Annotated in this window: 7 protein-coding genes; 4 read left to right on the top strand and 3 right to left on the bottom strand. The window is 38.4% G+C overall.

The window, feature by feature from the left end:
* Positions 1 to 21 precede the first annotated feature (21 nt).
* Positions 22 to 3,048 (top strand): GAF domain-containing protein, encoded by a 3,027-nt coding sequence (locus DSM106972_RS14955; RefSeq protein ID WP_127081452.1) that lies wholly within the window; start codon positions 22 to 24, stop codon positions 3,046 to 3,048.
* Positions 3,041 to 5,548: a hybrid sensor histidine kinase/response regulator gene (locus DSM106972_RS14960; RefSeq protein WP_233787237.1), complete on the top strand. Its 2,508-nt coding sequence runs from the start codon at positions 3,041 to 3,043 to the stop codon at positions 5,546 to 5,548. The genes DSM106972_RS14955 and DSM106972_RS14960 overlap by 8 nt, the downstream gene beginning before the upstream one ends.
* Positions 5,549 to 5,944: 396 nt before the next feature.
* Here DSM106972_RS14960 and DSM106972_RS14965 read toward each other — a convergent pair whose 3' ends face one another.
* Together DSM106972_RS14965 and ebsA are read right to left on the bottom strand one after the other, a co-directional pair.
* A complete protein-coding gene (locus DSM106972_RS14965; RefSeq protein ID WP_127081453.1) occupies positions 5,945 to 7,036 on the bottom strand; it encodes a phosphotransacetylase family protein in 1,092 nt (363 codons plus the stop codon).
* 449 nt (positions 7,037 to 7,485) lie between these two features.
* On the bottom strand, positions 7,486 to 7,866 hold the full coding sequence (gene ebsA / locus DSM106972_RS14970) for a type IV pilus biogenesis protein EbsA (protein ID WP_127081454.1): 381 nt from the start codon (positions 7,864 to 7,866) through the stop codon (positions 7,486 to 7,488).
* A gap of 341 nt (positions 7,867 to 8,207) precedes the next feature.
* On the opposite strand from ebsA, the gene DSM106972_RS14975 reads away from it, so the two are divergent.
* Positions 8,208 to 9,617: a glycosyltransferase family 2 protein gene (locus tag DSM106972_RS14975; protein ID WP_127081455.1), complete on the top strand. Its 1,410-nt coding sequence runs from the start codon at positions 8,208 to 8,210 to the stop codon at positions 9,615 to 9,617.
* 84 nt (positions 9,618 to 9,701) lie between these two features.
* Here the strand turns inward: DSM106972_RS14975 and dnaX are convergent, their stop codons facing one another.
* Complete coding sequence (dnaX, locus tag DSM106972_RS14980) at positions 9,702 to 12,239, bottom strand: DNA polymerase III subunit gamma/tau (protein ID WP_127081456.1); 2,538 nt, start codon at positions 12,237 to 12,239, stop codon at positions 9,702 to 9,704.
* A 269-nt stretch (positions 12,240 to 12,508) separates the two neighbouring features.
* Between dnaX and DSM106972_RS14985 the strand changes: the two genes are divergently transcribed.
* On the top strand, positions 12,509 to 13,201 hold the full coding sequence (locus DSM106972_RS14985; RefSeq protein ID WP_127081457.1) for a hypothetical protein: 693 nt from the start codon (positions 12,509 to 12,511) through the stop codon (positions 13,199 to 13,201).
* Positions 13,202 to 13,290: the final 89 nt, after the last annotated feature.

Raw genomic sequence — 13,290 nt, forward strand, 5'->3', positions numbered from 1 at the left:
TTATTTTATTGAGACAAATAAATGTTAGAAAAAGTTGGCGCCAATAGCAAACCAAACGATAACGCAAAACCAAACAACGTTGATTCAATTGCTTTATTTAACCAGCAACCAACAAAATCATTTTTAGACAAAATTGGCTTGCGTACAAAATCAGTTTTATTTGCAACCGCAATTAGTACAATCCCAGTACTTACGATTGGCGCCATTTTATATTCATTTGTAGACCAATCACGTCGGCAAGAAATAAAAACAGCACATAGTAATCAAGCAAATCAAATCACGACAAACATTAAAAATTCTCTCAAAGAACAGTTACGTGAACTTGAATATTTACCCAACCCAGATTTAATTAATAGTCGTCGTTTCCAAGACCAGCAGGAAATACTTAACAACTGGCAAGAAGCAAACAAAATCAATAGTACTAATAATCAACTTTTTATTGTAGATTTTAACGGCAATGTTATTGCTGATGCCCAAAATAAATTAACACAAAACCAAAAACAAGAAAATTATTTTCAAACTGTATTAAAAACCAATAAGGCATTTATTAGCCAACCTTCTTCAAATAGCAATAACCAGTATTACCTAGATTTAGCTGTACCAGTTCAAGGCAGGAATACGAATCAAATTCTCTACATCGTTCGCTCTACTGTTCCTGTCAGCTATTTTCAAAATTTCCTGACTGCTACTCAAGATAAATACTATATTACCGACGCTTCTGGAAGAATATTTTTGTCTAATAATAAAAACTCACTAGGCAATAATGCTCAAGAACTACCTACAGAAAAATTACTCCTTACAAATGCTTCGTGGCCAAGTGACCCAGAACTTGGTAACTTAAAATGGAAAACTTTACTAACTACCGATAAAGCAATAGCTTTTGCTCCAGTCAATAAATTACTGTGGAAATTGGTAATTGCTACAATTGCTACTACTTTACTAGCTGGAGGAATTGCTGCCATTTTAGGTCATCGAATGCTTTTAAGAATTATTAATGCTAACTATACTTTAAAGAAATTGGGACGCGGTAATTTACAAACTCGAATGTCGCTACAGGGAACTGATGAATTAACGAGTTTGGGTGTCAACATCAATGATATGGCACAAAAACTCGAAGAATTGCAGCAACAACAAAAGCAAGAAACTCAGCAACTGCGTTTATTCACCAATACATTAATCTCAATTCGCCAACCATTTAGTACAGATTCTCTATTAAATACAACAGTTACAAAAATTAGACAAGTATTTAATGCAGACCGTGTTGCTATATACTCCTATAGTTTGCTTGCGCGAAGTCAAGTATTGGCAGAATCACTGGCGCCTGGTTTACTTAATATATCTGACGATATCATTACTTCCCAGTACGTTAGCCTCGAACCGATAGATGATTTAAAAAATAATCAAGTGCTAACGATTAGCAATATTTACGAAGCTAATTTCAATTCCGAACATTTGTATTTATTAGAACAGCTACAGGTAAAATCTAAACTAACTGTCCCTATATTCAAAGACAGCGCGTTTTTTGGTTATTTAATTGTCCATCATTGTAGTAAACAGCATACCTGGCAACCGCAAGAAGTAAGTTTTCTGACTCAGTTCGCGCAGCAGTTTGGGTTAAGCTTAGAGAGAATACGATTGCTCGAAGATTCCCAGTCTCTTAAAAACTTAGCTGTGCATTTAGCTAGTTCATCGAAAGCACACGATATATATAATGTAGCAGTACAAGATGTACGGCAAGCATTAAAAGCCGACCGTACTGTTATTTATAAATTTGGCGAAAACGGACATGGCGTTTTTCTAGCTGAGTCAGTCATCGCAGGTTTTACTTGTGCAATGGGTATGCAGCTTGTAGAACCTTGTTTAGGAAAGTGTGTAGATAAACTGACCAAAGGAAAAATTCAAGTCATCAATAATGTATATCAAGCCGGACTAAATGATTGTTATCTGCAACTATTAGAAAGTTTTAATGTCAAAGCAAATTTAGTAGTGCCAATTATAGTAAATAACAACCTACTCGGTTTACTTATCACACATCAGTGTTCGCACCCCCGCAACTGGCAGCAGTCAGAAATTGATTTATGCGAGCAGTCCGCGCGTTTGATTGGTTTAGCATTAGAACGTGCTGACTTATTCTCAACCACACAACAAGCACGAGCTAGTGCAGAACATCTGTTCAAGCAGCATCAACAGCAAAAACAGCATCATTTTGCACAGCTAATGTCCTTATTAGAACAAATTGAAGGCGCCGTAGTCACTCCAGCAGAAGTAATACAGCACTTAACCGAAATAGAAGATAACCAAACACACCATATCAACAAAATTGCCACGACAACGAACACACGCAACGAAATTAAAACTGTTGCCAAAAGCGCACGTCTCGCAGCACAAGCTGCAAGTACTACAACATCGTTAGTAGTAAATATGAGTTCAATAATCGATACAAATATTGAGAATACCAATAATTTACAAAATACAATCGACGAAACAGTTGGTAAAATCAGAAATTTAGGAGATGATTGCCAAGAAATAGCAACTCTAGCTATACTAATCAATCAAATCGCGGCACAAACCAACTTATTAGCAATAAATGCTGACATCGAAGCCGCGCGAACATCAGATAATAGACAAGGGTTTGGGATGGTCGCAGAAGAAGTTGCTGCATTGGCGAATAAATGTACTGCTGTATCAAATCAAATCATGAATATAGCTCATCGTCTTCAATCTGAAACTACCGAAGTTGTAACTACGGTAGAATCACAAAGTCAGCAAGTAACTGAAAATACTAACTCATTAATCGCAGCCAAAGCGAATTTAAGCGAAATAACAGACAAGTGTGGTCAAATCGAAACGAACGTAAACTCGATTTATGGCGCCACAGCGTCACAAATTCAAGCATCAAAACAAGTGGCAACTGCATTAAAAAACTTATCCAAACTAGATACAAACGAATATTCACAGCTTTTAAATTCTCATTCACAAGCGGTAGCACTAATTAAGCGAATGAAGCAAAGCCTTGAAATGTATCAAGTTGGAGAAAATAATGGATGATAAAGAGCGAGAAATTCAACTTCAATTTATTGAAGAAGCGAATAATCACCTCAATACAATCGAAGTTGTACTATCAGAACCACAAATAAGTATCCATAATATAAATAATGCGATGCGTGCTGCTCACTCAATCAAAGGAGGAGCAGGAATGTTGAGCTTTGGAGTATTGAGTCAGTACGCGCATCAGCTTGAAGATGCGTTTAAAGTTTTAAAAACCAAAAAACAAAACTTAGATATAGATGAAATACAACCTCTTTTACTCGCGAGCGTAGACGGGTTACGTCAAATATTATCTCATTATACTTCCAATTTTAGTAACAATAATCACGCATCGATTGAAAAGATTAGCGATTGTTTTGATAAACTACACGAAATACTCGGAGAAGCAAACCCAGAAGATGCATCAACTATTTTAGCAACCGAGGAAAACTCGCAAGAAATTATTCCTTTAATTTTTCAAACTCAAGTCGAAGATTATTTACAGCAACTCGAATCACTTATACACCAAGAACCAGAGACTTTACGAGAAGAACTCGTGACAATGGCAGGTGAATTAGGTGGTTTGGGGTACATGCTACAAATAGAATCATTTACCCAGTTATGCGAGTCAGTTATTAACTCCATATCGAACGCACAAACAGACCACGAAGTTATCGAAATTAGTAAATCAGCACTACAAGCTTGGCGCCAATCTCAAACATTAATCCTCAAAAATCAACTAAATTCAATACCCACTGATCACACTCCCCCTACTCCTCCCACCTCCACCACAACGAACACTACCTCACCCATTCGTATTGGAGCAAAACAACTAGAAGTTACCAACGATTTATCGAGTGAATTAACAATTCAGTGTCAAACATTAAAAATCAAGTTAGAAAACCTGAATGAACAATTCGGCAATTTAAAGTATTGTAGTAATAATATTGATTTAGAATATCGTGAATTTTCTTCAAACACCATAAATAAAGTACACTTAAAACCACTACAATCACAGATTTTTAAACTACAAGAAATAATTAATGATATTAACTTTAAACTTATCGACTTCAATCAAACTAATTCTATATTAAATCGGACAGCCCAGAATTTGCAAAATTCGCTGACGCAAATACTAATGCGTCCACTCACAGATATTCTTGAACGTTTTAAGCGCGCATTGCATGACTTAAGCATTGAGTATAATAAACCAGTTCAACTTAAAATTACAGGTGCCGAAACCTTAATTGAACGCAGTATATTAGATACAATACAAGAACCTTTATTACATATATTACGCAATGCTTTTGACCACGGTATCGAAGACCGACAGACTCGAATTAACCGAGGTAAACCTGAACAAGGCTTAATTGAAATAAGTGTTACAACTACTCAAAATAATATTATAATCGTAGTTCGTGACGATGGAAATGGTATCTCGACTGAAAAAGTCAGAAAGCGTGCAGAAGAAATAGGGTTTGATAGAACACTACTTGCACAAGCAACCGACGATGAATTATTACTACTAATATTTGAAGCAGGTTTTAGTACAAGTGATGAAGTTACTGCACTTTCCGGCCGAGGTGTTGGCATGGATGTTGTGCGTAGTAACATTAAACAAATTGATGGAGACGTAAAAGTTTCTACACAATCAGGGAAAGGTACACAATTTACCCTCACCATTCCCTTTAATGTATTAATATTTAAAGTGCTATTTATCGAATCTAACTCGATGTTATTAGCATGTCCAACTTCAACTACCCGCGAAGTATTATCGTTTACACCATCAGATATATTATTAGTAGCAGGTCAAGAATATTTACATTACCAAAATAGTAATATTCCATTAATTAACTTAGCCGATTATCTGCACTTTCATTGTAACCATCCCAGTTGGCGCCACGACCATGTTACAGCAAAAACGGCTACAAAGTCGGCGCCTTGTGTATTAATAGTTGAATATCAACAGCAAAATATAGCAATAAAACTAGACCATTGTTGGGGTGAACTTGAAGCAATAATTCGCTCATTTGAATCGAATATAGCTTTGCCGACAGGATTTACTAACTGTACAATTACTAACAACGGTCAAGTAGTTCCAATCATTAATTGGGAAAAATTACTATTCTCACCACCAACTCAAAACCAGACCATAAAAAACGAAGATAAAACAATTTTAATTATAGATGACTCTACCAACATTCGTCAGCTACTCACGCGGACACTGCAAAAAGCAGGTTATCAAGTTGAAGAAGCAAGCGACGGTTTACAAGGTCTCGAAAAGCTTCAAACAGCTTTATCAATAAAAGCCATAATTTGTGATATTGATATGCCTAACTTAGATGGATTTGGATTTTTAGCCAAAGCAAAAGCACAACCCAACTTTAAACACATACCAATTATTCTTTTAACATCACATACAGGCAACAGATATCGTAATCTTGCATTTCAACTTGGCGCCAAAGCATACCTATGTAAACCTTACAATGAGTACGAATTACTCAAAGTGTTAAACGAGTAGGCGCCTGTATAATTAATGACTTCAAATCACATCAATCATCAATTCAAAATCATGACGAAAGTCACATATATTTATATCTAAAACCCGTAGAAAAATTCGACAAAATTAGATATTATTTATAACAATATTGTGGGGTGGGCATCCTTGCCCGCCCGACTCCAACTACATTGGTGTGTGGTGTGATGAACCTTGATTACAGAATCAGCATAGTTTTAGTACTTGCTTTATCATTATGTGTAATGATTCCGAAATCGCTACAAGTAATGGCAAGTGACCGTTTTTGTCCAATCACAGAGGAATCAAGCCTTAAATCAACCTATTATTCTCAAAATTTCGGTCTCGAAACACAGTAACAAAAAAGGGTAAAGGAAATACCTTACCCTTTACTCCTTACCCCTACACAGCTGCTGGAGTTAAACCAAGCGACGATAACAAGCGGTCAACATCAAAATTTTGAGCCATTAGTTCACGAATACAATTAACCTTAATAGGTTCGTGAACGCGCACTTGCCCAAAAGTTTTATCAACAATTTCCACAGTTGTTAATGTATCTAAATCTACTGACAAAATAGGTATTTCAAGTTCTTCAGCACGATTCAAAATAAAAGCTGGGGGTGGTAGCTGTCCTGTGAGAATCAAGCATTGCGTCGAAGTTTCCAGCGCTGCTTGTTGAATTTCTATACGGTCTCCTCCTGTAACAACAGCCATATTATGACGCTTACGAAAATACTTCACGGCAGAATTAACGTTCATTGCTCCAATCGCTAAACTTTCAACCATCATCAAATCTAAGCGTCCATTTCCACATAGAACTTGTGCGTTTAATTGATTAACTAGTTCTCTAACGCTAACACTGCGTAATAAATTATTATTAGGTAAAATACCTAACACAGGAATTGAAATCGACTCCAAGTATGGACGAACTGTTTTGTCCACAACTTCAAGTTGAGATAAGGGGATATCATTAATTACGACCCCAATCAAGCGATTTCCAATGCGCTCCTTCGCACTCTTAAGCGACTCCACTATCAGCAACGAACTATAGCGACATACTAATAGTACTTTTGCATCAATAGCTTCAGCGATAGAAAGCAAAGACATATCAAACAAACAGCCTTCATCCAAACTACCTGCTCCTTCGAGCAATACCAAGTCTTTTGCTGGCAACTGAGAATATTGCTCAATAAAGGACTGTTTGTAATTTAATTTATCTTCACCAAGCAAGCGTTTTTGTATAGCTAACTCATCCAAAGCAAGTAAGGTTGGCGCCTTAGAGCTTGCCGATAAATTGAGACTAGAGCCAATAAACTCTACGTCTTCCTCTACCAAACTGCCTTCGGATTCACTCAAACAGGTGCCCAAAGGTTTACCGTAAGCAATATCAAGCCCTTTTTGAATAAGCTGATGAGACAACCCTAAAACTGTCGTTGATTTACCACTGTAAGCTTCAGTCGAACCTACAAGTAGGTATTTCGGCGATTTTGGCATTCGGCACTCCTAATGTGATTCCGGAACTAACGTTTGAGCGCGGTTAATAAAAGAGGACAATTACAGCATAAAATGGCGCTATTGGAATTAAGTGCGTCTTTTTTCAACAGTATGATCTTTTTTTGCCGCAAGATAAAACTGAGCAAATAACTCCAAAACTTTTTTCAAAGCCATTTCACTCAGTAATAAGTTGTAAAATTTACCAAATCTTCCTTTCTTACGAAGCTTTGGGCGCCTAACCTAATCAAATGCATAAAAACACTTGACAAAAAATACATTTTAAGCATAGAAGATGCCAGCATTCAGGTAGGTGCTTATTAATTTTAAGTCGAACCAAACGTAAGCGACGAAACCCAAAAAAACCGGAAACCGGGTTTCTCCAGCACTAAACACGATAATCTTCAATTTAAACCAAAAGAAACCCGGTTTCTCGGACAATAAGCAGTTTCTTAATTATTTTCATCGATGCGTAGTAATTTGCGGTAAAAAGCCTGTGAAAAATCTGTTGTGCGGTTACGCTTGTAACTTTCTAGCAACTCAATCAAAAAATTAACAAACTCAAAACTAGCGGTCATCACTTCGTAGTTAAGTTCCGCATTGCCATCAAACTGGATTCGGCAGCGCGTTAAATCTGAAGGTAAGCTTGCGGCATTCCAGGTTGCCACAAAAGGAACACCTGAACCGGACTCAATTTTGCGCTCTCCCTCTAGACTTCCTTTTTGGTATAAGCTAATCGCATAAGGCAAAAAATTACGCTTGCTTCCCTGAACATAAGGCATGTAGACGCTAGCTTGCTGTTGTGTAGCAGCTTGAAGCTTATCGATTGCCATAACTGAATTTTCCTTTGATACTGAGTTAACTAGTTGTGGATAGTGTTAACTTTAGTGTTCCCAAAAACACTTAATTATTCACACAGAAGCTCAATACAGAGATTGGTAATTAAAGCAACTCAAGAAAGAATATGAAAATGTCGGGTACAATAGGGCTGCACTTGCTTTTATGGGAGATAAAGAACGGTGGCGCCATAAATTCACCTATTTGCACGGTGGGTTAAGCTTTTTGTAATTTCTCTACTCAGAGATAATTATGAATAGTTTAGTAACTGGTGCGGCTGATTCAAAAACTTATAAAGCAAGTGTAAAAAAGTACTGGTGGTTGAATCAAGTGACCTATGCCAGCGAATTCCTGGCCCGAGAATGATTATACAAGCGAGTTTGACCCGCTGACCTTGTTATCTGAGTTATCAGCAGACGAGGATTCCGTGGAAGAGGCAACTAATACCCTGTCACTTCCATCCCGATTTCAAAATCGAAGACGCAAAGCCGCTATAGTCCTATCTATAGTTTGGAGTAGCACTATTGCCTTACATTTAATTTCTTGGGGTTCATTGTTTGTGTTGGGATTATCTACCATCGTAGGGCTTCATGCTCTTGTAGTGGTTTTTGCCCGACCAAGACGGTACACAGAAGTTATTGAGGGTGAGCTACCTTTTGTGTCGTTATTAGTAGCAGCAAAAAATGAAGAAGCTGTTATTGGCAACCTCGCCAAAAATCTTTGTAGCTTGAAATATCCTCAAGATAATTACGAAGTTTGGATTGTTGACGATAATAGCAGCGATAATACCTCACTCGTTCTATCTCAAATCGCAAAAGAATACACTAACTTAAAAGTTTTGCGACGCTCCCCTGATGCAACTGGTGGAAAATCCGGCGCCCTTAACGAAGTTTTACCATTAACTAAAGGTGAAATTATCGCCGTTTTCGATGCCGATGCTCAAGTAGCCCCCGATTTACTTGTCAACATAGTACCCATGTTTCAACAGAAACAAGTTGGTGCAGTACAAGTAAGAAAAGCAATAGCAAATGCCAGAGAGAACTTCTGGACTCAGGGACAAGCTGCTGAAATGGCGCTTGATACCTTTTTACAGTCGCATCGAAATGCGATTGGTGGAATAGGGGAACTGCGAGGGAACGGTCAATTTGTTCGTCGTCAAGCTTTAAACCGTTGTGGTGGTTGGAATGAAGAGACTATCACTGACGATTTAGATTTAACTTTACGATTACATCTTGACAAATGGGATATTGAGTGTGTATTCGACCCGTCGGTAAAAGAAGAGGGTGTCACAAATGCACTAGCACTTTGGCATCAACGTAACCGATGGGCAGAAGGTGGATACCAAAGGTATCTAGATTATTGGGATTTGCTTTTTCGGAATCGCCTTGGCGCCCGTAAAACGCTAGATATGTTGGTATTCCTGTTAACACAGTATATTGTGCCAACAGCAGCAGTACCAGACTTATTAATGGCATTAATTCGCCATCGTTCACCGATGTTAGCTCCAGTTACGGGCATTGCGGTTAGCATGTCGATGACAGGAATGTTCGTTGGATTATCGCGAATACGTAAAGATAAAAAATTTAGAGTCTCCGCGTATTTGTTAATCTTGCTTCAAACCCTTCGCGGCACTATATACATGCTCCACTGGTTAATCGTTATTAGCAGTGCTACGGCGCGTATGTCTGTACGACCCAAAAGGTTGAAGTGGGTAAAAACAGTACACCAAGGCAAAGTCAGTACATAAGAAACCCGGTTTCTATTCATTCATTGTCGCAGACAAATCTTTTTTTTATTACAAGATATCGACAAAGAAACCGGGTTTCTAGTGTTATTCATCATCAGTTTCAACCACATCAATCAAATCAGACGATGCAGCAGAGTCCCCAAATTCTGCTGCATCTTCGTTATAGCCAATTACTTGTCCATCAAAAAACTGTGCTAAACGTTCGGCAGCATACCAAACCTTCTCAACATCCACACTTGATACTGTGTTTGATTGTTGTATGGATAATGTTGATGAAACTTCTTCGTCAGTCGGCGCCTCTTCAGTAAGTGCATCAACAGATAAATTAGATACATCAGATTTCTGTACAGGTGTTTCCTCTACAGGTTGCTGTACCTGAGCATCTTGGGGAATATATTTTGGCGCCGTATTATTTAAATAATTTTGGGCGCCATTACCATTTTGTACAGAATTATCTTGTTCTTTATTTTGTTCTTTATTTAAGTACGATGTAGTATTTTGTAGATTATTTCCATTTTGAGTAGTTTTGTTACCATTACTCGATATAACAGAGTCAGGTTCTACATGTGTTGTCGGGGGAGGTTCCTCAGTCGTCGTATAAGCTACACCGTTTTCTTTAGTACGATTTGAACCTGAGTTAAGAACTTCTAGATTTACTGTAATTTCGCGATTAAAAGTAGCTTTAAAAGCTCGTCGAATAATCGGTAAGTCTTCTTGAACCCGTTTATGCCAAGCTTGTTTAACACCAAGTCGAGCTTCTTCAGAGCGAATTTCAATTACATTACACATTTGACGCAGCATTTCACGTCTTGATATAGGTTCAAGATTAGATAGTACTTTTTGCCAAGTTTGTGCTAGGTCGTCATTTGGATTGTTATTTATTGGTTGATTATTAGTAGGTGGCGCCTCTTTTGGAGCCGATTGAGACTGGGTTTGCGGTTGATTATTATTTACTGGTGGATTTATTGGTTGATTTACTGGTGGATTTATTTGTGGATTTATTGGTTGTATGGGCGCCTTACCATTGGTCTGGGAGTTATTGTTATGTGGCTGCTGGGTAGGTATGGGCGCCGCTTGAACACTTATATTAGGACTATTAGGACTTGGCGCCGCAGTAGAAAGCGCAGATGGAAGTAAACCAAGAAGCGTAACTTCCAACCACAAACGCGGTTGAGTAGTATTTTTAAGTTGAACTTCAGCGTTTCGTAAATGCTGCTGTCCTGCCAAAATTCCATGAATATCAATGTTTTTTACCAATTCAACGAGAGCTTGCCAAGTTTCTTGAGTACAAGCAACCAAGTCACCACGGTTAGAAGCTGTTTTGGCAATCAGTAAATCTCGGTAAAAACCAGCCAGGTTTTGTAAAATAGTTAGCGGTTCGCGTCCTCTATCCAGAATTTGACGGGTAGTATCAATTAACTCTTCGGCATTATTAGCAGTGATAGCTTTAAATAACCAATACAAATCATGTTCGCTAACAGTACCTACCAAATCCCAAACATTATTTGGATTAACTTGCTCAGGCAATAAACTCAACTGGTCGAGTAAACTTTCCGCATCACGCAACCCACCCTGTGACAACTGTGCCACCAAAGTAATCGCTTCGGTTGTAATATTGATATTTTCTTTTATAGCTATATCAGTTAAATGAGATACCATCGCATCCAATGGTATTCTACGAAAATCAAATCTTTGGCAACGCGAAATAATTGTAGGCAGTACTCTTTGCGGGTCAGTTGTAGCGAGTATAAAAACAATATGTTTAGGTGGTTCCTCTAGTGTTTTTAGTAGCGCATTAAACGCCTGGGTACTGAGCATGTGGCAGTTATGGACACTCAGTCCATTCGCAACAAAATTATGATTGTCTTCGACCTCAATATCATAGACACGCTCAATTCTACCTAATTTTACAAACTTAACTATCTCGAAACTTGTAGAAGGCGCCACAACCGCATTCACAGGGGATAGTATCTTGGTTCCTTCTTTGATATCTCTTGCTGGTATCCACCCTTGGTCAGTCCTAATTAAATGATTGCCTGTGCATCGAATTTCACGATTAGTTGTTTTGATAACCAAGGTTTGGCGTTCGCCTTGGTCGAACCAACGAACAACTCGTTTGTATTCCCAGTTTCCTGTGGAATCGTTATAACTTAGGACTTTCTTCCCTTTTATTTCAGGATTATCTATTCTGACTAATCCTTCGCTTGTTAATACGAGAGAATCTCCTGTTAGACATTCGTCGATGACATAAACCTTGTATCGACACTGGACTGGGGCAAACTGAGCTTTTTCGATGATGTCACGGACGTTTTCGACACCTGTGTTACTTGCTGCGTCTATTTCAATAACATCGACGGTATAACCTTTGGTAATTCCTAGGCAAACGTCGCACTTTTCACACGGTGTAGCTGTTGGGTGTGGGCCACTAAGGCAATTTAACGATTTGGCGAGAATACGCGCACTCGATGTTTTACCAGTACCACGCGGGCCAGTAAATAAATACGCAGGCGCAATACGAGACGTGTTGATAGCATTAGTAAGAGTTGTTGCTATAGCAGATTGTCCCACCAGCTCTTTAAAGCTTTTTGGACGGTACTTGTGATGTAAGGGTTCGTAAGACATGGTATTGGTGATTTTTATGCCGAATGAGGCGTTGAAATTACACAAGTGCCCTAAGTGGGACTAGCTGAGAGTATATATTTTAAGCACTAGGGAATGCAAAATCTCACCCTGTGAACATTTTTCTACATTCATAAAATTTAAATATTATATAGATTAGTTAAACTAATACAAATTTTTCCTGTAGATTTTATTTAATTGATACACCACTAAAGTGCGGCGCCATAGCTACAATCTTAGGGTACACACCAAGCAAATAAAGGTGCATGTAGATGTTCAAAAGGCTTATTCAGTGGCTGAAAAAATTTTTCCAAGCTTTGTTCGGTGGTAACACGACAAAGCCCAAATCCAAAATTGTCAGTTCGGTTGAGAAAAAACCCGCTCCTCCCCTCAGCGACACAGATTTGGAATTCTTGTTTACTGAGCTTTTGGAAGGAGTTAACCAAGCGCGCGGTCAAGCGTGGGCACTGAAATGGCTGCATAACATTGAACACCGTGTTTCTACTGAACGTTGGTTAGAATGGTTAAATAAGTTTGGTGATAAATTGCTGGCATCAACGGCACCAAATAATGAATTAGCTGCAAGACTCGTTCAACTTGGCGAATTGGAAGTTGGCGAGGTTGGAGACACTGCTTATGATATAGGAATGGAACTGCTAACTCGCAATCAAACCGAACCAATTTGGGAATACAGTGGACCCGACAACGTGACGCAGTTAATACCCGATACCTCAGAACAGCATTCAACGCTTCAACAGCCAGAAAACACACCCGAAGGAGAAGGTGAATTTCAAACTATTACTCTTGACCAACTCTACGAACTGATGCATCAGGATACTAACCTGCGCGCTTCTATTGCTCAACAAGTTGGTATAGAAAGTGATGACCCAGACGTGATCATCCAAGCGTTAGTTGACCAATTCCAAGCTGAATCTCAAGCTAATCCTCAAGACTCATCTATTTAGTGCAATTGTACTAAATGAAACCAAATTTGGCAAGGGGGTAGGAAAATAAAAATTAGGTAAAGTTAATTAATTATTGGCAGCAGAAATAT

The sequence above is a fragment of the Dulcicalothrix desertica PCC 7102 genome (genome assembly GCF_003991905.1).
GTDB lineage: Bacteria > Cyanobacteriota > Cyanobacteriia > Cyanobacteriales > Nostocaceae > Dulcicalothrix > Dulcicalothrix desertica.